The sequence below is a fragment of the Paraburkholderia sp. RL17-383-BIF-A genome (assembly GCF_046028015.1).
In the GTDB taxonomy this organism is placed as follows: domain Bacteria; phylum Pseudomonadota; class Gammaproteobacteria; order Burkholderiales; family Burkholderiaceae; genus Paraburkholderia.
The window spans coordinates 21716-45809 of record NZ_JARESR010000048.1 but is presented as its reverse complement, the minus strand read 5'-3'; the positions used below and the strand labels follow the sequence as shown (position 1 = coordinate 45809).

Genomic DNA, 24094 nt, shown 5'->3' with positions numbered 1-24094 from the left:
ATGAGAAACGGGTACTCTAGTTGTTCATCCCGGCATGCAACGCAATCCAATCTTGGAGTTGACGCAGATGAAAGCGATCGAAATCACCGAATTCGGTGCACCGGATGTTCTGAAACTGGCGGAGCGGCCCACGCCGCAACCGGCCGCGGGCGAGGTGCTGATCAAGGTGGCCGCATCCGGCATCAACCGTCCTGACGTGTTCCAGCGCAAGGGCGGCTATGCGCCGCCGCCGGGCGCGTCGGATCTGCCGGGGCTGGAAGTGGCGGGCGAAATCGTCGGCGGTACGATCGACGAGAAGAACAATCCGTTTGGCCTGAAGGTGGGTGATCGCGTGTGTGCGTTGCTGGCTGGTGGCGGCTACGCGGAATACGCGGTCGCGCCGTTGCTGCAGTGCCTGCCGGTGCCGGCCGGTTTGTCTGACGTCGAGGCGGCTTCGCTGCCGGAAACGTTTTTCACGGTGTGGAGCAATGTGTTCGACCGTGCGCAACTCGGTAAGGGCGAAGGCGCGCCGAACGAAACGCTGCTCGTGCAGGGTGGTTCCAGCGGCATCGGCGTGACGGCGATCCAGATTGCGCATGCGCTGGGTTTCCGCGTGTTCGCGACCGCCGGTTCGGACGAGAAGTGCCGTGCGTGTGAAGCGTTGGGCGCCGAACGGGCGATCAACTACAAGACCGAAGATTTCGTCGAAGTGATCAAGTCGTTGACGAACGACCGCGGCGTCGACGTGGTGCTCGACATGGTGGCGGGCAGTTACGTATCGCGCGAGTTGACGGCCTTGGCCGACGGCGGACGCATCGTGCTGATCGCGTTGCTGGGTGGCGCGAAAGCGGAGCTGAATCTGAACGAAGTGCTGCGCCGCCGTTTGACGTTGACCGGTTCGACGCTGCGTCCGCGGTCGATCGAATTCAAGGCGAAGATTGCCGCGCAACTCAAAGAACGCGTGTGGCCGCATCTCGAAGACGGGCGCATCAAGCCCGTGGTGCATCGCGTGTTTCCGGCCGCGCAGGCCGCCGACGCGCACACGCTGATGGAAAGCAGCACGCACGTCGGCAAGATCGTACTGTCTTGGGGTCAGGACGCTTGACACGGTCAGTTTGACCCGATCCACCCCACGCAGTAAAATTGCGCGTTTTGCGCACGCCGCATGAATCCGAAAGGCGGACTGTAAGCGCAAACGAAGTCCGCCGCCAAGACAAGACGAGACGATGTCGAAACAACGAGCCAAACTGGTAGTCGGTAACTGGAAGATGCACGGGCGCCTCGCTGAGAATGCCACGCTGTTGCAGGCGGTGGCGCAAGGCGCGGGCGAATTGCCGGCCGACGTGCGCGTCGGCGTCTGCGTGCCGAGTCCGTATCTCGCGCAGTCTCAATCGTTGCTGGAAGGCAGCCGGGTCGTGTGGGGCGTGCAGGACGTGTCAGCGTTCACGCATGGCGCCTATACCGGCGAAGTGGCCGCGCCTATGGCGGTGGAGTTCGGCGCCACGCTCGCGATCGTCGGGCACTCGGAGCGCCGTGCCTATCATCGCGAAAGCGCAGAACTGGTCGCAGTGAAAACACAGCGCGCGCTGGAGGCCGGTTTGACGCCGATCGTCTGCGTTGGTGAAACGCTTGAAGAGCGCGAAGCCGGTTCGACCGAGCAGGTGGTCGGCATGCAGCTGGACGAAGTGCTGGCGAAATTGTCGGTGCAAGAGGCGGCGCGGATCGTCGTTGCTTATGAGCCGGTCTGGGCGATCGGCACCGGCAAGAGCGCGAGTTCGGAGCAGGCGCAGGCGGTTCATGCGTTCCTGCGTGCGCGTCTGGCGGCAAAGGGTGCGGCGGTGGCGGATGTGCCGCTGCTGTACGGTGGCAGTGTAAAGCCGGAAAACGCGGAAGAATTGTTCCGCCAGCCGGATATCGACGGTGGCCTGATCGGCGGCGCGTCGTTGAAAGACCAGGATTTCCTGGCGATCTGCAAGGCGGCAGCCGCAACGAGCGTCGCCGGTTGAGCAGGGCGCCTTGGCGAGGATGACCCCATCCCGTGCAACACGTAGTGTGTCGCGCGGTTAAATAAAGACTCAGGTGAGTGTGATGCTGTATTTGAAAACATTGATTATCGTCGTTCAGCTGTTGTCGGCACTCGGGGTGATTGGCCTCGTCTTGCTGCAACACGGCAAAGGCGCCGATATGGGCGCGGCTTTTGGTAGCGGAGCGTCGGGCAGTCTGTTCGGTGCGACCGGTTCGGCAAACTTTTTGTCACGTACAACGGCGGTTCTCGCCGCGGTGTTTTTTGTCACCACGCTGACGCTCACGTACCTTGGTGCATATCGGGCGAAACCTTCCGCAGGCTTGCTGGGCGCGGCGGTGACTGCGCCGGTCGCGGCTTCGGCTGCTTCGGCACCGGCAGGTGGCTCGGCTGTTTTGCCGGCATCGGCTGCATCCGTTCCTGCGACTGATGTACCGAAATAAATTTTCGTTCAAAGTGCTTTTGTGCGTTGAACAAACTGTTTAGACCAGTTATAATTCAAGTCTTGAAGCGATTCGCGGGTTTTATAAGTTGTTTTCCCGGATTGCATGCAGTGCCGACGTGGTGAAATTGGTAGACACGCTATCTTGAGGGGGTAGTGGCGAAAGCTGTGCGAGTTCGAGTCTCGCCGTCGGCACCAAAATGTTATCTAAATGCCAGCCGCTTGCTTCGCTTCGGCTGGCATTTTCACTTCTGGCGTGCGGCTTGCGTTGGGCTTGCGACATGTGCGTTTCGGAAGTGATTTCGCGTCAGGAGTGCTATGCTCCTGACGGCACTCAGAACCCAACCGATTGAGGACTGTCTTGAACCTCGCAGCCTATTTCCCCGTCTTGTTGTTCCTCGTTGTGGGCACTGGTTTAGGCGTGGCGCTGGTCAGTATCGGCAAGATCCTCGGTCCCAATAAGCCTGATACCGAGAAAAACGCACCGTACGAGTGCGGCTTCGAAGCATTCGAAGATGCGCGCATGAAGTTCGATGTGCGCTATTACCTCGTCGCCATTCTGTTCATCATTTTCGACCTTGAAACCGCGTTCTTGTTCCCGTGGGGCGTTGCCCTGCGCGACATCGGCTGGCCGGGCTTCATGGCGATGATGATTTTCCTGCTCGAATTCCTGCTGGGCTTCGCCTACATCTGGAAAAAAGGCGGCCTCGACTGGGAATGATGGATTAATCGCCGGTTTGCGCGGGTGGCCAAGGCTTGCCACCCCGTCTGGAGTGGAAAGCAAATGAGTATCGAAGGGGTCTTGAAGGAAGGGTTTGTCACCACCACAGCTGACAAACTGATCAACTGGACGCGCACCGGCTCGCTGTGGCCGATGACGTTTGGTCTTGCGTGCTGTGCGGTCGAGATGATGCATGCGGGTGCCGCCCGTTATGACCTCGACCGTTTTGGCGTGGTGTTTCGTCCGAGTCCGCGTCAGTCGGACGTGATGATCGTCGCCGGCACGCTGTGCAACAAGATGGCGCCGGCTCTGCGCAAGGTCTATGACCAGATGGCCGAGCCGCGCTGGGTGATTTCGATGGGTTCGTGCGCGAACGGTGGTGGCTATTACCACTACTCGTATTCGGTGGTGCGCGGCTGCGATCGGATCGTGCCGGTCGACGTTTATGTGCCCGGTTGCCCGCCCACGGCGGAAGCGCTGGTGTACGGCGTGATCCAGTTGCAGGCCAAGATTCGCCGCACCAACACAATCGCCCGTCAATAAGGCCAAAGCCTCCCCCACAATATGGCAAGCAAACTCGAGACCCTGAAAGCGAACCTCGAGGCGGCCTTTGGCGGCCTCCTGCAGAGCACTACCGAGGCAATCGGTGAGTTGACGATCGTCGTGAAGGCTGGCGACTACCTCAATGTGGCAACCCGTCTGCGCGACGACCGCTCGCTCGGTTTCGAGCAATGCGTGGATCTGTGCGGCGTCGACTATCAGACCTACGCCGAAGGCGCTTATGACGGTCCGCGTTTCGCGGCCGTTCTGCATTTGTTGTCGGTGCAGAACAACTGGCGTTTGCGTCTGCGCGTGTTCGCACCGGACGACGAAGTGCCGATCCTGCCGTCCGTCGTCGAAATCTGGAATTCGGTCAACTGGTACGAGCGCGAGGCATTCGACCTGTACGGCATCGTCTTCGAAGGCCACCCGGACCTGCGCCGTATCCTCACCGATTACGGTTTCATCGGTCACCCGTTCCGTAAAGATTTTCCTGTCTCCGGTTACGTCGAAATGCGTTACGACCCGGAAGAAAAGCGCGTCGTCTATCAGCCTGTGACGATCGAGCCGCGGGAAATCACGCCGCGCGTGATCCGCGAAGATCGCTATGGCGGTCTGAAACACTAAGAGAACGCCATGGCAGAGATCAAGAACTACACGCTCAACTTCGGCCCTCAGCACCCGGCAGCGCACGGTGTACTGCGCCTCGTGCTCGAACTCGACGGCGAAGTCATCCAGCGCGCCGATCCGCACATCGGCCTGCTGCATCGCGCGACTGAAAAGCTCGCCGAAACCAAAACATTCATTCAGTCGGTGCCGTACATGGACCGTCTCGACTACGTGTCGATGATGGTCAACGAGCACGGCTACGTGATGGCGATCGAAAAGCTGCTCGGCATCGAGGTGCCGATCCGCGCGCAATACATTCGCGTCATGTTCGACGAAGTCACGCGCGTGCTGAACCACCTGATGTGGATCGGCGCGCACGCACTCGACGTCGGCGCCATGGCGGTGTTCCTGTATGCGTTCCGCGAACGTGAAGACCTGATGGACGTGTATGAAGCGGTGTCCGGCGCACGGATGCACGCAGCTTACTATCGGCCGGGCGGCGTCTATCGCGATCTGCCTGACGCAATGCCGCAATACAAGGCATCGAAAATTCGCAATGCGAAGGCATTGTCGAAGATGAACGAGAACCGCCAGGGTTCGCTGCTCGACTTCATCGACGATTTCTTCACGCGTTTCCCGAAGTGCGTCGACGAATACGAAACGCTGCTCACCGACAACCGGATCTGGAAGCAACGTCTGGTCGGTATCGGCGTGGTGAGTCCGGAGCGCGCGCTGAACCTCGGTATGACCGGCGCCATGCTGCGCGGCTCGGGTATCGAGTGGGATCTGCGCAAGAAGCAGCCGTACGAAGTCTACGACAAGCTCGATTTCGACATTCCGGTCGGTGTGAATGGCGATTGCTACGACCGCTATCTGGTTCGCGTCGAAGAAATGCGCCAATCCACGCGCATCGTGAAACAGTGCATTGAGTGGCTGCGTAAGAATCCCGGCCCCGTGATGATCGACAATCACAAGGTTGCGCCGCCGTCGCGCGTGGGCATGAAGTCGAACATGGAAGAGTTGATTCACCACTTCAAGCTCTTCACGGAAGGCTTCCACGTACCGGAAGGCGAGGCGTACGCCGCTGTCGAGCATCCGAAGGGCGAGTTCGGCATCTACCTGATCTCGGACGGCGCCAACAAGCCGTATCGCCTGAAGATCCGCGCGCCGGGCTATGCCCACCTGTCCACGCTCGATGAAATGGCGCGCGGTCACATGATCGCCGACGCCGTGACGATCATCGGCACGCAGGACATCGTGTTCGGCGAAGTGGATCGCTAGGACGTATTCATCGGCGCGCGTCTTCAGGTTGCACTGAAGCGCGCGTCAAGCAAGGAACGCCGGGTCTGTCGCAGCATGATGTGAGCGACGGGTTTTCGTTCGGTAGGAATTGAAAGAGTCGTGTCTGAAAATGATCTCAGCTGAAGGCCTGAAAGAAATCGATCGTGCGATCGCGAAGTATCCCGCCGATCAGAAACAGTCCGCCGTGATGTCGGCGTTGGCCACTGCTCAGGAAGAGCATGGCTGGCTGTCGCCCGAACTCATGCAGTTCGTCGCGGACTATCTCGGCATGCCGGCAGTCGCCGTGCAGGAGGTGGCTACCTTCTACACGATGTACGAGACCTCGCCTGTCGGCAAGTACAAGATCACGCTCTGCACGAACCTGCCGTGTCAGCTTGGCCCGGACGGCGGCTCGGACAGCGCGGCTGAATATCTGAAGCAGAAGCTCGGCATCGATTTCGGCGAAACCACGCCCGACGGCAAATTCACCCTGAAAGAAGGTGAGTGCATGGGCTCGTGCGGCGACGCGCCGGTGATGCTGGTGAACAACCATCGCATGTGCAGCTTCATGAGCCGCGCGAAGATCGACCAGCTGCTCGAGGAACTTTCGAAATGACGTGTTTACACGATCGTCACATCAAACCGCTGATTCTCGCCGGCCTGAACGGCGATAACTGGCATCTCGAAGACTATGTGGCGCGCGGCGGTTATGCCCAGCTGCGCCGTATTCTGGAAGAGAAGATTCCGCCCGAGCAGGTGATTGCCGACGTCAAGGCGTCGGGTCTGCGTGGCCGAGGCGGTGCAGGCTTCCCGACCGGCCTGAAGTGGAGCTTCATGCCGCGTCAGTTCCCCGGCCAGAAGTACCTCGTCTGCAATTCGGACGAAGGCGAACCGGGTACGTTCAAAGACCGCGACATCCTGCGCTTCAATCCGCATGCGCTGATCGAAGGCATGGCCATCGGCGCGTACGCGATGGGCATTACGGTCGGCTACAACTATATCCACGGCGAAATCTGGGAAGTCTACAAACGCTTTGAACAAGCGTTGGACGAAGCTCGCCGCGCCGGGTTCCTCGGCGAAAACATCATGGGTTCGGGTTTCTCGTTCGAACTGCATGCGCACCACGGTTACGGCGCCTATATCTGCGGCGAAGAAACCGCGCTGCTCGAATCGCTGGAAGGCAAGAAAGGCCAGCCGCGCTTCAAGCCGCCGTTCCCGGCGAGCTTCGGCGTGTATGGCAAGCCGACCACGATCAACAACACCGAGACATTTGCCGCAGTGCCGTTCCTGCTCGCAATCGGTCCGCAGAATTACCTCGAGATCGGCAAGCCGAATAACGGCGGCACGAAGATCTTTTCGATCGCGGGCGACGTCGAGCGTCCGGGCAATTATGAAATTCCGCTCGGCACGCCGTTCTCCGCGCTGATGGAACTGGCCGGCGGTATGCGCGGCGGTAAGAAGATCAAGGCCGTGATTCCTGGCGGCTCGTCGGCACCGGTCATTCCGGGCGACATCATGATGCAGACCGACATGGACTACGACTCGATCGCCAAGCAGGGGTCGATGCTGGGTTCGGGCGCGGTCATTGTCATGGACGAGACGCGTTGCATGGTGCGCTCGCTGTTGCGCCTGTCTTATTTCTACTACGAAGAGTCGTGCGGTCAATGCACGCCTTGCCGCGAAGGCACGGGCTGGCTGTATCGCGTCGTGCATCGTATCGAGCATGGGCTTGGCCGTCCGGAAGATCTGGATCTGCTGAACTCGGTCGCCGAAAACATCATGGGCCGCACGATTTGCGCGCTCGGCGATGCGGCGGCCATGCCGGTTCGCGGCATGCTCAAGCACTACTGGAACGAGTTCGAATATCACGTCGCCCACAAGCATTGCCTCGTCGGCGGTCACGCCGGCGCAGCAGCGGCGTCGGAAACAGTGGCGGCTTGAGCGCAGACAAGCACACGTAAGTGCGCTGAACAGGCACGCACCAGAACACGTCAACCGCGGGATTCATCGCCTGAAACGGGCGATGAACAGGCGAACGATTGAGCGGTAACAGGTTAAGGAAGATTGACCATCATGGTTGAACTTGAAATAGACGGCAAGAAAGTAGAGGTGCCTGAAGGCAGCATGGTGATCCAGGCTGCGCATAAGGTCGACACGTACATTCCTCACTTCTGCTATCACAAGAAGCTGTCGATTGCGGCCAACTGCCGGATGTGTCTGGTCGATGTCGAAAAGATGCCGAAGGCGGTGCCCGCATGCGCCACGCCGGTATCGGCCGGCATGATCGTGCGCACCAAGTCGGACAAGGCGGTGAAGGGTCAGCAAGCCGTGATGGAATTCCTGCTGATCAACCACCCGCTGGATTGCCCGATTTGCGACCAGGGTGGCGAGTGTCAGTTGCAGGATCTGGCCGTGGGTTACGGCAAGTCGGCATCGCGCTATAGCGAAGAAAAGCGCGTGGTGTTCCACAAGAACGTCGGCCCGCTGATCTCCATGGAAGAAATGTCGCGTTGCATCCACTGCACGCGTTGTGTCCGTTTCGGCCAGGAAGTGGCCGGCGTGATGGAACTCGGCATGCTGGGCCGCGGCGAGCATTCGGAAATCACGTCGTTTGTCGGCAAGACGGTGGATTCCGAGCTGTCGGGCAACATGATCGATCTGTGCCCGGTCGGCGCGCTCACCAGCAAGCCGTTCCGTTACAGCGCCCGCACGTGGGAACTGTCGCGCCGCAAGTCGGTGAGCCCGCACGATTCCGTCGGCGCGAACCTCGTGGTGCAAGTGAAGAGCAATCGCGTGATGCGCGTGCTGCCGTTCGAAAACGAATCCATCAACGAATGCTGGATTTCGGACAAGGACCGCTTCTCGTACGAAGGGCTGAACAGCCCCGAGCGTCTGACGCAGCCGATGCTCAAGCAAGGCGGCAAGTGGGTCGAGACCGACTGGCAAACCGCGCTCGAATACGTGGTGAAGGGTTTGAAGGGTATCAAGGGCGACCACGGCGCGAACGCGCTGGCCGCGCTCGGCAGCGCCCACAGCACGGTCGAAGAACTCTTCCTGTTGAAGCAACTGGCGCAAGCGGTGGGCACGCCTAACGTCGACTTCCGTCTGCGTCAGTCGGATTTCTCCGCGCCGGTCAATGGCGCGCCGTGGCTCGGCACCGCCATCGCCGATCTGTCGAACGTCGACGCCGCGCTGGTGATCGGCTCGGATCTGCGCCGCGACCATCCGCTGTTCGCCGCGCGTTTGCGTCAAGCTGCCAAGGGCGGCGCGAAGCTCACGCTGGTGCAGTCCACGAATGACGACGCGCTGATTCCGCAAGCGGAGCGCGTGGTTGCCGCGCCGTCCGCATGGCTCGACGCGCTGGCTGGCATTGCCGGCGCAGTGTCGGAAGCCAATGGCGTCGCGCTGCCGGAAGCTTTCGCCGGCACGCAGCCTACGGATGCGGACAAGCAGGTCGCCAAGTCGCTCGCTTCGGGCGAACGCCGCCTCGTGTTGCTGGGCAACGGTGCGGTCCGTCATCCGGATTTCGCGCTCATCCACGCCGCAGCGCAATGGATCGCGGACGCGACCGGCGCGACGCTGGGCTTCCTCACGGAAGCGGCCAACACGGTTGGTGCGCATCTGGTGAACGCATTGCCGGGTGAGGGCGGTCTGAACGCTCGCGACGTGTTCGAGCAGCCGCGCAAGGGTTATGTGTTGCTGAACGTCGAGCCGGAATTCGACACGGCCAATCCGGCGCAGGCTTTGGCCGCGCTGAAGCAGGCTGAAATGGTGGTCGTGCTGTCGCCGTTCCAGACCGGCGCCGAATACGCCGACGTGCTGCTGCCGATCGCGCCGTTCACGGAAACCGCCGGTACGTTCGTGAATGCCGAAGGTACGGTGCAGACGTTCAACGGCGTGGTACGCCCGCTCGGCGACACGCGTCCGGCATGGAAGGTGTTGCGTGTGCTGGGCAGCCTGCTGGGCGTGCCGGGCTTCGAATTCGATACGTCGGAGGAAGTGCGTACGGCCGCTCTCGGCGACGGCGAACTGAACTCGCGTCTGTCGAACAAGACGGGCGTCGCAGTTGCGCGCGGCAAGGCGGCTAAGGCGGCGGAAGGCAAGTTCGAGCGCATTGCGAACGTGCCGATCTATCACGCCGACGCGCTGGTGCGTCGCGCGGAGTCGCTGCATCTGACCGCAGCGGCACGCGCAGCGAACACAGTCGGTCTGCCGGCTGCGCTGTTCGACAAACTGGGTTTGAAGGAAGGCGACGCAGTGCGCGTGCGCCAGGGCGAGCAATCGGTGCAGTTGCCGGCCGTGCGCGACGCGAATCTTGCGGAGACGGTCGTCCGCGTATCGGCGGCTACGCCGGCCGGTGCAGCGCTGGGCAGCCTGTTCGGTGAACTGGTGGTGGAGAAGGCGTAAATGAGCTTGTTCGATACGATCAACTCGGGCGGCACCCAGCTTCTCGGTGTGGCATGGCCCACGGTGTGGGCACTGGTGCGCATCCTGGTGGTGGCCGTCGTGATCCTGCTGTGCGTGGCTTACCTGATTCTGTGGGAACGGAAGCTGATCGGCTGGATGCACGTGCGTCTCGGCCCGAACCGCGTCGGCCCCGCAGGTCTTCTGCAGCCGATCGCCGACGTGCTTAAGCTGCTGCTGAAAGAAGTGATTCAGCCCGCGCAAGCCAGCCGCTGGATCTACATGATCGCGCCGATCATGGTGGTGGTGCCGGCCTTCGCGGTCTGGGCGGTGATTCCGTTCCAGGCGGGCGCGGTGCTCGGCGACATCAACGCCGGTCTGTTGTACGCGATGGCGGTTTCGTCGATCGGCGTGTACGGCGTGATCCTGGCCGGCTGGGCGTCGAACTCGAAGTACGCGTTTCTCGGCGCCATGCGCGCCGCGGCGCAGATGGTGTCGTACGAAATCTCGATGGGCTTCGCGCTCGTCGTCGTGCTGATGACCGCTGGCACGCTGAATCTGTCGGGCATCGTCGCTTCGCAGGAACATGGCATCTTCGCCTCATACGGCTTGAACTTCCTGTCGTGGAACTGGCTTCCGCTGCTGCCGATGTTCGTCGTGTACTTCATCTCGGGCATCGCCGAAACGAACCGTCACCCGTTCGACGTGGTGGAAGGGGAGTCGGAAATCGTCGCGGGCCACATGATCGATTACTCGGGTATGGCGTTCGCGCTGTTCTTCCTCGCCGAGTACATCAACATGATCGTGATCTCGGCATTGGCCGCAACACTGTTCCTCGGCGGCTGGAGCGCACCGTTCGGGTTCCTGTCGTTTATCCCGGGCATCTTCTGGCTTGTGCTGAAGGTTTTCTTGCTGTTGTCGGTGTTCATCTGGGCGCGTGCCACATTCCCTCGCTACCGCTATGACCAGATCATGCGTCTGGGCTGGAAGATTTTCATTCCGGTTTGCGTGGTGTGGCTCATCGTGGTCGGCTTCTGGATCATGTCGCCGTTGAACATCTGGAAATAAAGGGCGGATGAACCTATGACCGCAATCCAAAACTTTTTCAAGACCTTCTTCCTCACGGAGCTGCTCAAAGGCCTCGCGCTGACCGGACGTTATACGTTCCAGCGCAAAGTCACCGTGCAATTCCCGGAAGAGAAGACCCCGATCTCGCCGCGTTTCCGCGGCCTGCACGCGCTGCGCCGTTATGAAAACGGTGAAGAACGATGCATAGCCTGCAAGCTGTGTGAAGCGGTGTGCCCGGCGCTCGCCATTACGATCGAGTCGGAAACGCGTGCGGACAACACCCGCCGCACCACGCGTTATGACATCGACCTGACCAAGTGCATCTTCTGCGGTTTCTGCGAAGAGAGCTGCCCGGTCGATTCGATCGTCGAAACGCACATTCTCGAATACCACGGCGAAAAGCGTGGCGACCTGTACTTCACGAAAGACATGCTGCTGGCTGTGGGCGATCGCTATGAAACGGAGATCGCTGCGAACAAGGCAGCCGACGCACCGTATCGTTGAAGCGTTTCAGTTGAAAAAGCAGTAATTGCAGCAATCACGGCCTGTTGTCGGGCCGGGCGCCGCGGCCCGAACGCCGCGGCACGGCGCACCTGTGCGGCTGTTCTGGCGCTATGCCAGTCACACGTGCCAAAGAACAATGCCTGACGATGGCCTAACGATGAACCGGTAATCATGGAATTCACGACCGTACTGTTCTACATCTTCGCGCTGCTCCTGGTGGTTTCAGGGCTGAAGGTGATCACCTCGCGCAACCCGGTGTCGTCCGCACTGTTTCTGGTGCTGGCGTTCTTCAATGCAGCCGCGATCTGGATGCTGCTGGAGGCCGAGTTCCTTGCAATCCTGCTGGTGCTGGTCTACGTCGGTGCGGTGATGGTGCTGTTCCTGTTCGTCGTGATGATGCTGGACATCAATATCGACGTGCTGCGCAAAGACTTCAAACGCTTCGTGCCGATGGCCACCCTGGTGGGCGCGATCATCGTGATCGAAACCGCGCTGATCCTGTGGCACGGCTATGGCGCGACCGCCACGGCGCTGCGCGACACCACGGCCGCCGCTAACGGTATGGGCGACTGGTCGAACACCCGCCTGATCGGCAAGGTCATCTACACGGACTACATCTTCGCGTTCGAAGTGGCCGGTCTGGTGCTGCTGGTGGCGATCATCGCGGCGATTGCGCTGACCACGAGTCACAAGAAAGACAGCAAACGTCAGAACGTCAGCGAGCAGGTCAAGGTACGCGCTCAAGACCGCGTGCGCGTCGTGAAGATGAAATCGGAAAAGACCGCGGCTACCGTCGCGGCGGAAGAAGCCGCGGCAGCGGCAGCAGCAGCGGCCGACTCGGCACCAGCCAAGAACAGCTGAGCGGACAGGAGATAGAAATCATGTTGACCCTTGCCCATTACCTTGTCCTCGGCGCGATCCTGTTTGCGATCAGCATCGTCGGCATTTTCCTGAACCGTCGCAACGTCATCATCATCCTGATGGCGATCGAGCTGATGCTGCTCGCGGTGAACACCAATTTCGTCGCGTTCTCGCATTACCTCGGCGACGTGCATGGCCAGATCTTCGTCTTCTTCGTGCTGACGGTTGCCGCAGCCGAAGCGGCAATCGGCCTCGCGATTCTGGTGACCCTGTTCCGTAGCCTCGACACGATCAATGTCGAGGATCTCGATCAGCTCAAAGGTTAATTTCAGGAAAAGCGGTTATGTCCACGATACTCAATGAAAACCTGCTGCTGGCGATCCCGCTGGCACCGCTGGCCGGCTGTCTGGTTGCCGGGCTGTTCGGAAAAGCGGTAGGGCGAGCCGGTGCGCATTCGGTCACGATCCTCGGCGTCGCGATCTCGTTCATCCTGTCGGCCATCGTCTTCTTCCAGGTGCTGAACGGCGCGAGCTTTAACGCGACCATCTACGAATGGATGTCGATCGGCAAGACGAAGTTCGAGATCGGCTTCCTGGTCGACTCGCTGACAGCCATGATGATGTGCGTGGTGACCTTCGTGTCGCTCATGGTGCACATCTACACGATCGGCTACATGGCCGACGAAGACGGCTACCAGCGCTTCTTCTCGTACATCTCGCTGTTCACGTTCTCGATGTTGATGCTCGTGATGAGCAACAACTTCCTGCAACTGTTCTTCGGCTGGGAAGCGGTGGGTCTGGTGTCGTACCTGCTGATCGGTTTCTACTTCACGCGTCCGACGGCGATCTACGCGAACATGAAGGCGTTCATCGTGAACCGCATCGGCGACTTCGGCTTTCTGCTGGGTATCGGCCTGCTGTTCGCGTTCGCCGGTTCGATGAACTACGGCGACGTGTTCGCGAAGCGCACCGAACTCGCGGCCTTGACCTTCCCGGGCACGGACTGGGGTCTGCTGACGGTGGCCTGTATTTGCCTCTTCATCGGCGCGATGGGTAAGTCGGCACAGTTCCCGCTGCACGTGTGGCTGCCGGATTCGATGGAAGGCCCGACGCCGATCTCCGCACTGATTCACGCGGCAACCATGGTGACGGCCGGCATTTTCATGGTCACGCGCATGTCGCCGCTGTTCGAACTGTCGGATACGGCGCTCTCGTTCGTCATGATCATCGGTGCGATTACCGCGCTGTTCATGGGCTTCCTCGGGATCATCCAGAACGACATCAAGCGCGTGGTGGCGTATTCCACGCTGTCGCAGCTGGGTTACATGACGGTCGCGCTGGGCGCCTCGGCCTACTCGGTCGCCGTGTTCCACCTGATGACACACGCGTTCTTCAAGGCGCTGCTGTTCCTCGGCGCGGGTTCGGTGATCATCGGCATGCACCACGATCAGGACATCCGCAACATGGGCGGCCTGCGCAAGTACATGCCGATCACGTGGATCACGTCGCTGGTCGGTTCGCTGGCGCTGATCGGCACGCCGTTCTTCTCGGGCTTCTACTCGAAAGACTCGATCATCGACGCGGTGAAGCTGTCGCATCTGCCGGGCTCGGGCTTCGCGTACTTCGCCGTGGTGGCGAGCGTGTTCGTCACCGCGCTGTATTCGTTCCGTATGTACTTCCTGGTGTTCCACGGCGAGGAGCGCTTCCGCGGTCCGAAGCATCCGGAATCGCCGATGGGCATCGAAGCCGCGGCGCATGCACATGACGCTCACGGTCACGATTCGCACGCTCATGGTCACGACGCGCACGGCCACGGTCATGACGACCACGCTCACGAGCCGCATGAAACGCCGTGGGTGGTATGGCTGCCGCTGGTGCTGCTGGCGATTCCGTCGGTGGTGATCGGCGCGATCGGTATCGGCCCGATGCTGTTCGGCGACTTCTTCCAGCACGGCGTGGCGTTCGACAAGGTGATCTTCATCGGCGAGAACCATCCTGCGCTGCATGAGATGGCTGAAGAATTCCAGGGCTGGGCGTCGATGGGTCTGCACTCGGTCGCGGGCCTGCCGGTCTGGCTGGCGCTGGCGGGTGTGGTGGTCGCGTGGTTCCTGTACCTGGTGCGTCCGGACTTGCCGGCTGTCATCAAGCGCGCGTTCGGTCCGATCTACACGTTGCTCGATAACAAGTACTACATGGACAAGATCAACGATGTCGTGTTTGCGCGGGGCGCCGTGGCAATTGGCCGTGGTCTCTGGAAGGAAGGCGACGTCGTGGTGATCGACGGCATCGTCAACGGCAGCGCACGCTTTATCGGCTGGTTCGCCGGCGTGATCCGCTTCCTCCAATCCGGCTACATCTACCACTACGCGTTCGCCATGATTATCGGCATGTTGGGGCTCCTGACCCTGTTTGTAACGCTCGGCGGCAAATAAGGCGAGGGACACTAATGCACGCTTATCCGATTCTCAGTATCGCGATCTGGTTACCGATCCTCGTCGGCCTTCTGGTTCTGGCTATCGGTTCCGACCGGAACCCGGGTCCCGCTCGCTGGATCGCGCTCATCGGCTCGGTCGTCAGCTTCCTCGTGACGATCCCGCTGATTACCGGTTTTGACTCGAGTACCGCCGATCTGCAGTTCGTCGAAAAGGCGAACTGGATCGAGCGCTTCAACATTACTTACCACCTCGGTGTTGACGGCATCTCGATGTGGTTCGTCGTGTTGACGGCCCTGATTACGGTGATCGTCGTGATCGCCGCGTGGGAAGTGATCACGAAGAACGTGGCGCAGTACCTCGCCGCATTCCTGATCCTGTCGGGCATCATGGTCGGCGTGTTCAGCTCGGCCGACGGCATGCTGTTCTACGTGTTCTTCGAAGCGACGCTGATTCCGATGTACATCATCATCGGCGTGTGGGGTGGGGCGAACCGCGTGTACGCGGCGTTCAAGTTCTTCCTGTACACGCTGATGGGCTCGCTGCTGATGCTGGTCGCGTTGCTGTACCTGTACACCCAGACCGGCACGTTCGACCTCGCCACCTGGCAGCATGCGCAGATCGCCATGACACCTCAGGTGTTGCTGTTCATAGCGTTCTTCATGGCCTTCGCCGTGAAGGTGCCGATGTGGCCGGTTCACACGTGGTTGCCTGACGCCCACGTGGAAGCGCCGACCGGCGGCTCGGTCGTGCTGGCCGCGATCATGCTGAAGCTGGGCGCATACGGTTTCCTGCGCTTCTCGCTGCCGATCACGCCGGATGCCAGCCACTTTCTGGCACCGGTCGTCATCACGCTGTCGCTGATCGCCGTGATCTACATCGGCCTGGTTGCGATGGTGCAGACGGACATGAAGAAGCTGGTCGCGTATTCGTCGATCGCGCACATGGGTTTCGTGACGCTCGGCTTCTTCATCTTCAACCAGCTCGGCGTGGAAGGCGCGATCGTGCAGATGATCTCGCACGGCTTCGTGTCGGGCGCGATGTTCCTGAGCATCGGCGTGTTGTATGACCGTATGCATTCGCGTCAGATCGCCGATTACGGCGGTGTCGTCAACGTGATGCCGAAGTTCGCGGCGTTCGCGATGCTGTTCTCCATGGCGAATTGCGGCTTGCCGGGTACTTCCGGTTTCGTCGGCGAGTTCATGGTGATTCTGGCGGCAGTCCAGTACAACTTCTGGATCGCCGGCGGCGCGGCAGTCACGCTGATTCTCGGCGCGGCCTACACGCTGTGGATGTACAAGCGCGTGTACTTCGGCGCGATCGCCAACGATCACGTGAAGAGCCTGCTCGACATCAACCGTCGCGAATTTTTCATGCTGGCAGTGCTCGCCGCACTGACGCTGTTCATGGGCCTGTATCCGAAGCCCTTTACCGATGTGATGCACGTATCCGTGGAAAACCTCCTCTCCCACGTTGCGCAATCAAAGCTGCCGTTGCCTCAGTAACGCAGAGCGGAGGAATTAAAGACCATGCAAAACGCCCCTATGACTGCTCTGTTGCCTGACGCGCTGGTGATGCTCGCCGTTGTCGTCGCGTGGCTCAACGACACGTTCGTCGGCCAGGCCGGTCGCCGTACCACGTACTTCATCGCGTTCTTCTCGACGCTCGTCGCCGGCATCTGGTTCGCGATGAACGCGTTCGACCCGCAAGTGCGCTATTACTTCGGCCATATGTATGTGGTGGACTCGTTCGCCAACGTGATGAAAGCGGTGGTGACGCTCGGCTATGCCGTGTCGATCGTCTATTCGCGCCGCTACCTCGAGGATCGCGGTCTGTTCCGCGGCGAGTTCTTCCTGCTGGGCATGTTCTCGTTGCTCGGCCAGCTCGTCATGATCTCCGGCAACAACTTCCTGACGCTGTATCTCGGCCTGGAACTGATGTCGCTGTCGCTGTACGGTGCGATCGCGCTGCGTCGCGACGCGGCGCCGTCGAACGAGGCGGCCATGAAGTACTACGTGCTCGGCGCGCTGGCTTCCGGCTTTCTGCTGTACGGCATCTCCATGCTGTACGGCGCGACCGGTTCGCTCGACCTGAACGAAGTGTTCAAGGCGATCGGCACGAGCCACTACGATCCGAGCGTGCTGCTGTTCGGCGTGATCTTCATCGTGGCGGGCGTGGCGTTCAAGATGGGCGCGGTGCCGTTCCACATGTGGGTGCCCGACGTGTATCAGGGCGCACCGACGGCGATGACGCTGATGGTTGGCGGCGGTCCGAAGGTTGCCGCGTTCGCATGGGGTTTGCGTTTCCTCGTGATGGGTCTGTTGCCGCTGGCAGTCGAATGGCAGCAAATGCTGGTGATTCTCGCGGCGCTGTCGCTGATCGTCGGCAATATCACCGGTATCGTGCAACGCAACGTGAAGCGGATGCTCGCGTACTCGGCGATCTCGAACATGGGCTTCGTGCTGCTGGGCCTCTTGGCAGGCGTGGTCGACAACAAGACCTCGGGCGCCGCCAACGCGTACGGCTCGGCCATGTACTACAGCATCGTCTACCTGATCACGACGATGGGTACGTTCGGCGTCATCATGCTGCTGGCTCGCCGCGATTTCGAAGCGGACACGCTCGAAGACTTCAAGGGCCTGAATCAGCGTAGCCCGGTGTTCGCGTTCGTGATGATGGTCATGATGTTCTCGCTCGCCGGCATTCCGCCCGCAGTCGGCTTCTACGCGAAGCTCGCGGTGCTGCAGGCGACCATGAACGCCGGCCTGACCTGGCTGACGGTGCTGGCCGTGATCACCTCGCTGTTTGGCGCGTTCTACTACCTGCGTATCGTCAAGCTGATGTATTTCGACGATCCGCAAGACAAGTCGCCGATTCTCGCCGACACCAGCACGCGTGCGTTGCTGGCACTGAATGGCGTGGCCGTACTGGTGCTCGGTATCGTGCCGGATCCGTTGTTGAAGGCCTGCCTGCAGGCTATCCAGCACACTCTGCTGCTCTGATGTCGGCTGCGGGTTGGTTTATCGTGCTGTTGGCGCTGGTCGGCGCCAACCTGCCGTTCCTGAATCAGCGCCTCTTCGCCGCCGTGCCGCTGAAGGCGGCGAAGAAGAGCGGCTGGATCCGGATTGCCGAATTGATCGTGCTGTACTTTGTGGTTGGCGCGCTCGGTTTTCTGCTGGAAGCGCGCGCGGGCAACCGCTTCGAACAGGGATGGCAGTTTTACGCGATCACATTCGCGCTATTCGTGGTGTTCGCATTCCCCGGCTTCACCTTCCAGTATCTCGTCAAACGCCGCTGACGGCGTCTCGCCGTCGGCGCACCCAGTTGTCCTGAGGTCCGCATATGGCTGAACTTCCCGATCACGACGCCGCGCTCACCGAGACCTGTCTCGAGAGCAAAACGATGCATCAGGGTCCGTTTCTGACGCTCAAGTGCGACACCGTTCGCCTGCCGGACGGCAAGCACGCCACGCGCGAATACGTTCAGCACCCGGGTGCCGTGATGGTCATTCCACTATTCGACGACGGCCGCGTGTTGCTGGAAAGCCAGTATCGCTATCCGATGGGCAAGGTCATGGTCGAGTATCCGGCGGGTAAGCTCGACCCCAACGAGGGCGCGCTCGCGTGTGCCATTCGTGAACTGCGCGAAGAGACGGGTTACACCGCGCGTGAATACGTCTATCTGACGCGCATTCACCCGATCATTTCCTATTCGACCGAATTCATCGACATCTACCTCGCGCGTGGTTTGACTGCGGGTGAGCGCAAGCTCGACGAAGGCGAATTTCTCGAACTGTTCACGGCAAGTGTGGCCGAGGTGTCCGAGTGGGTACGCACCGGCAAGATCACTGACGTCAAGACGGTGATCGGCACGTTCTGGCTGGAGAAGGTCTTGTCGGGCGCGTGGCCGCTGGCGGAACCGCAATAGCGTCGCCAGTTCGGCGTGCGCGCCGATCGTCCGGTCGCTGCAAACGCCGAGGGCCGATGGACGAGCCGGCATCGAGGGCTGCGGTCCACGGCGCCAACCCAACTGCGATGCAAATCGCGACGAGTGACGCCAGGCCCCACCCACCCGCTTTCGCGCGTGGGCAGCGCCGTGGGACCTATGTCGCGGACCATTCCATATAGGGTGTCGCAGCAAAAGGGCAGCGCGTCAGCCTGCCCACAGACGCCTCGCCGATCCGCACTGGACGTTACGAAGGAGCGGAAGGCGCCACGCTACGGCAGCCCGCCGCGCGCAAATCCACCACAATCCGCTTCCACGCGTTGTCCACGGTAGCCGGCACGGTTGGGGAACTCGACGCCGCCACTGAGTCGACCACGTCGCGAATGAACACGTGATGAACATAATCCGCGCTACAGGTGGTCGGAATGGCGCTTCCATTGTGCCTTGCGGTAACAGGCCGGCCGAGGCGGCTCCCGTTACCGAGGTCCGCCGGCATCGCAAGCGCGGCGGTGAGCGTAAGCAACGCCACGCCGATCAGCACGACAGTGCGCCGCGACGCGAACCACGGCGCGATCCACTTGAGCGCGGCATCCACGCCCGACACCGACGGATGCGCGGCGGTTGCTGATGGCAGCGAGCCGCTTTCGACTTCGCCGATGTCAGCGGGCGTAGGCGGCACGGTCCGGCAGAATCTATATCCGATACAAGGTATGTAGAGCAGTTGCTGGTCGAGTCCGAGCGGCTGCAACGAACGCCGCAAGCGCGACACCAGGCGCGTCAGGCGATTGACGTCGACGTCTTCTTCATCACCCCAGATCCGTGAGATCAACTCGTGACGCTTGAGCGTGACATCGGGCTGGTCGACGAACGCCTGTAGCAAGGCGCGTTCGAAACCAGTTAGATGAACGGTCGCGCCGGCATGAGTGACCAGTCCCTCATCGGTGTGAATCGCGGGCAGGCCGATCGATTCGGACGATGCCCGCCGATACGAAACGTTGTCGCGCAACCGCGCAAGCCAGTTGCGAAGGCCGGCGCGGCGCGGTGGCGGTTCATCCGTGGAGAGAGCGTCAAGCGGCGTCGGCGTGTCATCCGGCGAGGCTTCTTCGGTATGGATCCGAAGTCCTTCCGGGTCGAACCGATAACCCGCACGCGGCATCGTCACGATATGACCGCCGAGACCTAGCGGCCTCAACGACTTGCGCAAGCGGTAGACCAGTTGCGTCAGATAGAGCTCGTCCATATGGATCGCACGCTCGCCCCACACGACGCCCATCAATGCTTCACGGTCGCATACTTGTCCTGCGCTCTCCACCATCAGGCGGAGCACTTCCTTTTCCTGTCCCGCGACGCGCACGGCGATATGGCCGACGGATACACGGTCATGCCGCCAGTCGAAACGAACGATGCAACTGTTTTTACTCACGAATTACTCCAGCGCCTTTAATACGCATAACGTAGCATCGGTAAATGGTCGCAGCCAATGGAGGAACCCGGACGGGTACGCGGTGTAACGGACATATCCTCGAGCCAGATGGAGTATCGCGCCTTCCATGTGGCAGACAGCAGGACCTGAGCCGGCAAGGCAGGCGAGGCGCGAATGTTCGCCATCTTCTATGGCGGACGCGGACCGGAGGAAAAAGAATCACGTCGCGGCAGCAGTTAGCTTTCCTATCTGCCGCGACTTTTTCCAACCTCACGGATACCGATCATGAACGCATCAATGACTCGCGGCACGAGCGTCGTCTTTTTACAGCGGGCGCTTGCGCAGGAAAATCCACGCCTGGAAGTGGACGGTTTGCCGGGCCCCAATACGCAAAGCGCGCTACGGCGATTTCAGCAGCGACGTGGCTTGCCGGACACAGGCGTCGTATGCGAGCAGACTCGCGCGCTGCTCACGCAAACGTCGCGCGATGCGGGATTGCTGTTCGAAGCCGACGTGGCCGAGGCCAGCGACGCGCTAGGTGTCGCACCAGCGCGGCTTCTTGCACTGGTCGAGGTCGAGAGCGCGGGCTTTGGCTTTCTGCCGGACGGCCGCGCGAAGATCCTGTTCGAACGCCATGTGATGTATCGGCGGCTGGTTGCCGCGGCGCTGCCCGCGCAACGCTGGCGCAGCGAATTTCCCGAGATCGTCAATACGACACCCGGCGGTTATCTGGGTGGCGTGCAGGAATACGAACGTTTCGATGCGGCCAGTGGGCTCGATCGTGATTGCGCGATCGAAGCCTGCAGCTGGGGGCTATTCCAGATCATGGGTCTTCATTGGCTGTACCTGGATTATGCCAGCGCCGCCGACTTTGCCGCGTCGATGACGATCGATGAGCGAAGCCAGCTGGACGCATTCGTTCGTTTCGTCGAGCGCGACGCCGCCATGCTGCGCGCGCTGCAACAGGGTAGATGGGACGACTTTGCGCGACGGTACAACGGTCCGGCTTATCACACACATGCGTACGACACGCGACTTGCTTCGGCGGTCGCGCATTTCGACGCCGTGACGTGTGGAGGATCGGCGTAGGCGAGATGACTCAGCCAATCGCCTACGTCGCCGGCTGGCGGACCGCGAATTTTCGATGGATTTTCCATGTTGTTCGTCGATGAGCCGCCCGAACATGAACAGGTCGATCAGGCAACGCCACCGTGCGTAGCCTTCGACATCCACTTTTCATGAACGAGGTTCTTATGACGCAAACGAACAATCCCACGTCTGCAAGCGGCTCCGTCCAGCAAGGACGCCAGAACAGCAAGCTGGTGTACAACGGCGATCCGGGCGACAAGTCCGGCGCCAAGGGTGCGACGGAAAAGAAGTATCAGATGAACGGCTACAAGCCGGCGACCGAAGTCGAGAAGTTCAGCTACACGTCCGGCCGCGTGGCGAAGCGCGTGTACAACGGCTACAAGCCGAATGACTCGAAGGTGTTCGGCTATTACACGGACTGGTCGCAATACGACGGACGCTACGACGGCTCGTTCGCCGACGACCAGTGTGGCCGCGGCATCGACCTGATGCTGCTCGACGCGAATGCGTATGACAAGCTCGTGCTCGGCTTTGCCGGCATTATCGGCGACAACGGCGAGAAGCAGTACACCATCAACCGGGCCGCGCAGGATTTCGGCCGCAAGAAAGACGAGGCGACTTTCGTCGATGCATGGGGCGATGTCGCTTCGTATCGCAACTGTGGCTTCCCGGGCTGGGTGAGCAACGACTATCAGGCGCTGTTCCGTCAGGAAACCGCGCAAGGCGTGTTGGGCGGCCTGCGTAAGTTGAAGGCAAAGAATCCCGATCTGGTGCTGTCGTTCAGTATCGGCGGCTGGACGATGAGCGAGGCGTTTCACTGGGTGGTTGCCGACCCGGCGCGGCGCAAGACACTGATCAACAGCATCCTCGATCTGTTCAAGCGCTTCCCGATGTTCGCGGCGATCGATCTCGACTGGGAGTATCCGGCAGCAGAGGGTAACGACGGCAATACCTATTCCGATAGCGACACGCCGAACTTCCAGGCATTGGTGCGCGAACTCAGGCAGGCGTTCGACGGCGCCGGGCGCAAGGATGTGATGATCAGCATCGCCGCATCCGCCGCCTTGTCGAAGATGAAAAAGGCCGGCCTGAAGGGCATGATCGACGCCGGCGTGCACGGCATCAACCTGATGACCTACGATTTCTTCGGCACGCCGTGGGCGCCGAAGCTCGCGCATCATACGAACCTGCATCCGAGCCATCCGGGTGACCCGAACGAATTCAGCATTGATGCGGCGATCGACTATCTGGAGCAGATCGGCGTGCCGTTGAGCCGTGTGGCAATCGGCTATGCCGGGTATAGCCGCAGCGCGCGCAATGCGAACATCACGAGCCTGTCGCCGCTCGAAGGTAGCTACAACGCGGGCACGGGTACGACCACCGGCAGCTTCGAATCGGGCACGACCGAATGGTACGACCTGATTTACAACTACCTCGATCTGGAAAACCAGCGCGGCATCAACGGCTACGACGTCTATACCGACGAAGTTGCCGACGCCGACTACCTGTACAGCAAAGACTCGAAACTCTTCATTTCGGTCGATACGCCGCGCACGGTGAAGGCCAAGGGCGAATACGTGCGCAAGCGCGGTCTTGCGGGCCTGTTCACCTGGACCATCGAAATGGATGGCGGTGTGCTCGTCAATGCCGCGCGCGAAGGGCTCGGCAACGAGATCACGAAGCAGACGATCGACATGTCGCCGTTCTACTTCAAAGGCATCAACGTGAAGGGCGGCAACCGGCCGCCGGTGGCCGCGATCGACGGTCCGCTGGAAGCTTTCGCAGGGGACCCGGTTCACTTCAGCGGCAAGCGCTCGAACGATCCGGATGGCGATGCGCTGACCTACCGGTGGTCGGCGCCTGGACTGCCGTTCGACGGCGCGACCACTGTCGAGGTCGACGGCGTCGTGCCGGCGGCAGGCGCCACGAGCTACGCGGTGAAGCTGACGGTCGACGATGGCCATGGCAACACGAATACCGCGCAGGTCACGCTGACCGTGAAATCGAAGTCCGGTCAGCCGCCGGTGGCCCGAATGACGGTGCAACTCGCGTCGGGGACGGCGTTCCAGCTGTCGGGTACCGCGTCGTTCGATCCGGATGGCGATCCGCTCACCTACGCGTGGCAGGCGCCGCAGTTGCCGTTCGACGGCTCGCGCAAGGCGGTCGTGAGTGGGGTCGTGCCGAGCGTGGACAAGACGACCGACTACTTGATCCAGCTGTCCGTGAGCGATGGCACGACAACGTCGAGCGAGGCGATCTATCTGGAAGCCACGCCGGCGTCTGGTGGCTCCGTGCAGGCAGTGATCACTGGTAAGACGAAGGTGGAGAGCGGCGCGCCGCTGTCGCTTTCGGCTGCGGATTCGACCGGCCCGGCGCCGCTCGTCTACAAGTGGAGCGCTCCGGGGCTCTCGTTCGACGGCTCCAACCAGGCGAGCGTGACCGTGACCGCGCCGACGCTCACCTCGACCACCGAGTATCCGGTGCGACTGACGGTGACCGGGCACGGCGGCGATGGCGCGCAATCGATCGCGTCGGTCAACGTGACGGTCGTCGCGGGCCAGAGCACCGGCACGTGGAAGCCGCAGGATTATCCGGGCGGTTCGGTGGTGACGCACGACTATCACGGTCAGGGGCTGCGCAAATACTGTTCGTCGTGGTGGGCAAACCGCTCCGACGAGCCGGGCGATCCCAATTGCACGAGCCAGAAGCAGTACGACGGCAAGGTCTGGCAGGACCTCGGCAGCGCGTGATCACCGTTTGCGGCTGATCCCGCA

At 61.1% G+C, this 24094-nt stretch carries 22 protein-coding genes and 1 tRNA gene; 22 read left to right on the top strand and 1 reads right to left on the bottom strand.

What is annotated here, in order from left to right:
• Nucleotides 1–67: 67 nt before the first annotated feature.
• The 20 genes from P0D71_RS33665 to P0D71_RS33570 all read left to right on the top strand — a co-directional run bounded on the left by P0D71_RS33665 (nt 68) and on the right by P0D71_RS33570 (nt 18790).
• Nucleotides 68–1084, top strand: a complete 1017-nt coding sequence (locus P0D71_RS33665; RefSeq protein ID WP_091800672.1) for an NAD(P)H-quinone oxidoreductase — start codon at nt 68–70, stop codon at nt 1082–1084.
• Nucleotides 1085–1205: 121 nt separating this feature from the next.
• Nucleotides 1206–1985 (top strand): triose-phosphate isomerase, encoded by a 780-nt coding sequence (gene tpiA, locus P0D71_RS33660; protein WP_408483669.1) that lies wholly within the window; start codon nt 1206–1208, stop codon nt 1983–1985.
• A gap of 82 nt (nt 1986–2067) precedes the next feature.
• Nucleotides 2068–2445, top strand: a complete 378-nt coding sequence (secG, locus tag P0D71_RS33655) for a preprotein translocase subunit SecG (protein WP_091795823.1) — start codon at nt 2068–2070, stop codon at nt 2443–2445.
• Nucleotides 2446–2557: 112 nt separating this feature from the next.
• Nucleotides 2558–2642, top strand: a tRNA-Leu gene (locus P0D71_RS33650).
• Between the two features lie 163 nt (nt 2643–2805).
• On the top strand, nt 2806–3165 hold the full coding sequence (locus P0D71_RS33645; protein WP_013339872.1) for an NADH-quinone oxidoreductase subunit A: 360 nt from the start codon (nt 2806–2808) through the stop codon (nt 3163–3165).
• A 63-nt stretch (nt 3166–3228) separates the two neighbouring features.
• Nucleotides 3229–3708, top strand: a complete 480-nt coding sequence (locus P0D71_RS33640) for a NuoB/complex I 20 kDa subunit family protein (RefSeq protein WP_006052903.1) — start codon at nt 3229–3231, stop codon at nt 3706–3708.
• Nucleotides 3709–3729: 21 nt separating this feature from the next.
• Nucleotides 3730–4332, top strand: a complete 603-nt coding sequence (locus P0D71_RS33635) for an NADH-quinone oxidoreductase subunit C (RefSeq protein ID WP_091795820.1) — start codon at nt 3730–3732, stop codon at nt 4330–4332.
• 9 nt (nt 4333–4341) lie between these two features.
• Nucleotides 4342–5595 (top strand): NADH-quinone oxidoreductase subunit D, encoded by a 1254-nt coding sequence (locus P0D71_RS33630; protein WP_091795817.1) that lies wholly within the window; start codon nt 4342–4344, stop codon nt 5593–5595.
• 130 nt (nt 5596–5725) lie between these two features.
• Nucleotides 5726–6211: an NADH-quinone oxidoreductase subunit NuoE gene (gene nuoE / locus P0D71_RS33625; protein WP_007175612.1), complete on the top strand. Its 486-nt coding sequence runs from the start codon at nt 5726–5728 to the stop codon at nt 6209–6211.
• Complete coding sequence (nuoF, locus tag P0D71_RS33620; RefSeq protein WP_408483668.1) at nt 6208–7536, top strand: NADH-quinone oxidoreductase subunit NuoF; 1329 nt, start codon at nt 6208–6210, stop codon at nt 7534–7536. Before nuoE ends, nuoF begins: the two co-directional genes overlap by 4 nt.
• Nucleotides 7537–7668: 132 nt before the next feature.
• Nucleotides 7669–10002 carry an NADH-quinone oxidoreductase subunit NuoG gene (nuoG, locus tag P0D71_RS33615; RefSeq protein ID WP_408483667.1) on the top strand — a complete coding sequence of 778 codons (2334 nt, stop codon included), beginning with the start codon at nt 7669–7671 and terminating at the stop codon, nt 10000–10002.
• Entirely contained in the window at nt 10003–11067 is a 1065-nt protein-coding gene (gene nuoH / locus P0D71_RS33610) for an NADH-quinone oxidoreductase subunit NuoH (RefSeq protein ID WP_091795808.1), read from the top strand. It begins immediately after the preceding gene.
• Nucleotides 11068–11082: 15 nt separating this feature from the next.
• Nucleotides 11083–11571, top strand: coding sequence for an NADH-quinone oxidoreductase subunit NuoI (gene nuoI / locus P0D71_RS33605; protein ID WP_007175608.1), 489 nt, complete (start codon nt 11083–11085; stop codon nt 11569–11571).
• A gap of 171 nt (nt 11572–11742) precedes the next feature.
• A complete protein-coding gene (locus P0D71_RS33600) occupies nt 11743–12432 on the top strand; it encodes an NADH-quinone oxidoreductase subunit J (protein ID WP_091795805.1) in 690 nt (229 codons plus the stop codon).
• 20 nt (nt 12433–12452) lie between these two features.
• The gene (gene nuoK / locus P0D71_RS33595; RefSeq protein WP_006052894.1) at nt 12453–12758 is read left to right on the top strand and encodes an NADH-quinone oxidoreductase subunit NuoK; all 306 of its coding nucleotides are present in this window, start codon (nt 12453–12455) and stop codon (nt 12756–12758) included.
• A gap of 17 nt (nt 12759–12775) precedes the next feature.
• A complete protein-coding gene (gene nuoL, locus P0D71_RS33590; RefSeq protein ID WP_408483666.1) occupies nt 12776–14863 on the top strand; it encodes an NADH-quinone oxidoreductase subunit L in 2088 nt (695 codons plus the stop codon).
• A 14-nt stretch (nt 14864–14877) separates the two neighbouring features.
• Nucleotides 14878–16368, top strand: a complete 1491-nt coding sequence (locus P0D71_RS33585; protein WP_408483665.1) for an NADH-quinone oxidoreductase subunit M — start codon at nt 14878–14880, stop codon at nt 16366–16368.
• Between the two features lie 24 nt (nt 16369–16392).
• Nucleotides 16393–17865, top strand: a complete 1473-nt coding sequence (gene nuoN, locus P0D71_RS33580; protein ID WP_091795795.1) for an NADH-quinone oxidoreductase subunit NuoN — start codon at nt 16393–16395, stop codon at nt 17863–17865.
• Nucleotides 17865–18161 (top strand): DUF2818 family protein, encoded by a 297-nt coding sequence (locus P0D71_RS33575; protein ID WP_091795792.1) that lies wholly within the window; start codon nt 17865–17867, stop codon nt 18159–18161. Before nuoN ends, P0D71_RS33575 begins: the two co-directional genes overlap by 1 nt.
• Before the next feature lie 44 nt (nt 18162–18205).
• Nucleotides 18206–18790 (top strand): NUDIX domain-containing protein, encoded by a 585-nt coding sequence (locus tag P0D71_RS33570; protein WP_408183490.1) that lies wholly within the window; start codon nt 18206–18208, stop codon nt 18788–18790.
• A gap of 265 nt (nt 18791–19055) precedes the next feature.
• On the opposite strand, the gene P0D71_RS33565 is transcribed toward P0D71_RS33570, so the two are convergent.
• Nucleotides 19056–20231 carry a winged helix-turn-helix domain-containing protein gene (locus P0D71_RS33565; protein ID WP_408483664.1) on the bottom strand — a complete coding sequence of 392 codons (1176 nt, stop codon included), beginning with the start codon at nt 20229–20231 and terminating at the stop codon, nt 19056–19058.
• A gap of 285 nt (nt 20232–20516) precedes the next feature.
• Here P0D71_RS33565 and P0D71_RS33560 point away from each other — a divergent pair, with 285 nt between their 5' ends.
• Complete coding sequence (locus P0D71_RS33560) at nt 20517–21320, top strand: N-acetylmuramidase domain-containing protein (RefSeq protein ID WP_408468201.1); 804 nt, start codon at nt 20517–20519, stop codon at nt 21318–21320.
• Nucleotides 21321–21484: 164 nt separating this feature from the next.
• Nucleotides 21485–24070 carry a glycoside hydrolase family 18 protein gene (locus P0D71_RS33555; protein ID WP_408483663.1) on the top strand — a complete coding sequence of 862 codons (2586 nt, stop codon included), beginning with the start codon at nt 21485–21487 and terminating at the stop codon, nt 24068–24070.
• Nucleotides 24071–24094: the final 24 nt, after the last annotated feature.

Excerpts from the sequence above, each read along its gene's own strand:
- P0D71_RS33665 (WP_091800672.1), top strand. The coding sequence starts at position 68 with ATGAAAGCGATCGAAATCACCGAATTCGGTGCACCGGATGTTCTGAAA.
- tpiA (WP_408483669.1), top strand. The coding sequence starts at position 1,206 with ATGTCGAAACAACGAGCCAAACTGGTAGTCGGTAACTGGAAGATGCAC.
- secG (WP_091795823.1), top strand. The coding sequence starts at position 2,068 with ATGCTGTATTTGAAAACATTGATTATCGTCGTTCAGCTGTTGTCGGCA.
- P0D71_RS33640 (WP_006052903.1), top strand. The coding sequence starts at position 3,229 with ATGAGTATCGAAGGGGTCTTGAAGGAAGGGTTTGTCACCACCACAGCT.
- P0D71_RS33635 (WP_091795820.1), top strand. The coding sequence starts at position 3,730 with ATGGCAAGCAAACTCGAGACCCTGAAAGCGAACCTCGAGGCGGCCTTT.
- P0D71_RS33630 (WP_091795817.1), top strand. The coding sequence starts at position 4,342 with ATGGCAGAGATCAAGAACTACACGCTCAACTTCGGCCCTCAGCACCCG.
- nuoE (WP_007175612.1), top strand. The coding sequence starts at position 5,726 with ATGATCTCAGCTGAAGGCCTGAAAGAAATCGATCGTGCGATCGCGAAG.
- nuoF (WP_408483668.1), top strand. The coding sequence starts at position 6,208 with ATGACGTGTTTACACGATCGTCACATCAAACCGCTGATTCTCGCCGGC.
- nuoG (WP_408483667.1), top strand. The coding sequence starts at position 7,669 with ATGGTTGAACTTGAAATAGACGGCAAGAAAGTAGAGGTGCCTGAAGGC.
- nuoH (WP_091795808.1), top strand. The coding sequence starts at position 10,003 with ATGAGCTTGTTCGATACGATCAACTCGGGCGGCACCCAGCTTCTCGGT.
- nuoI (WP_007175608.1), top strand. The coding sequence starts at position 11,083 with ATGACCGCAATCCAAAACTTTTTCAAGACCTTCTTCCTCACGGAGCTG.
- P0D71_RS33600 (WP_091795805.1), top strand. The coding sequence starts at position 11,743 with ATGGAATTCACGACCGTACTGTTCTACATCTTCGCGCTGCTCCTGGTG.
- nuoK (WP_006052894.1), top strand. The coding sequence starts at position 12,453 with ATGTTGACCCTTGCCCATTACCTTGTCCTCGGCGCGATCCTGTTTGCG.
- nuoL (WP_408483666.1), top strand. The coding sequence starts at position 12,776 with ATGTCCACGATACTCAATGAAAACCTGCTGCTGGCGATCCCGCTGGCA.
- P0D71_RS33585 (WP_408483665.1), top strand. The coding sequence starts at position 14,878 with ATGCACGCTTATCCGATTCTCAGTATCGCGATCTGGTTACCGATCCTC.
- nuoN (WP_091795795.1), top strand. The coding sequence starts at position 16,393 with ATGCAAAACGCCCCTATGACTGCTCTGTTGCCTGACGCGCTGGTGATG.
- P0D71_RS33575 (WP_091795792.1), top strand. The coding sequence starts at position 17,865 with ATGTCGGCTGCGGGTTGGTTTATCGTGCTGTTGGCGCTGGTCGGCGCC.
- P0D71_RS33570 (WP_408183490.1), top strand. The coding sequence starts at position 18,206 with ATGGCTGAACTTCCCGATCACGACGCCGCGCTCACCGAGACCTGTCTC.
- P0D71_RS33560 (WP_408468201.1), top strand. The coding sequence starts at position 20,517 with ATGAACGCATCAATGACTCGCGGCACGAGCGTCGTCTTTTTACAGCGG.
- P0D71_RS33555 (WP_408483663.1), top strand. The coding sequence starts at position 21,485 with ATGACGCAAACGAACAATCCCACGTCTGCAAGCGGCTCCGTCCAGCAA.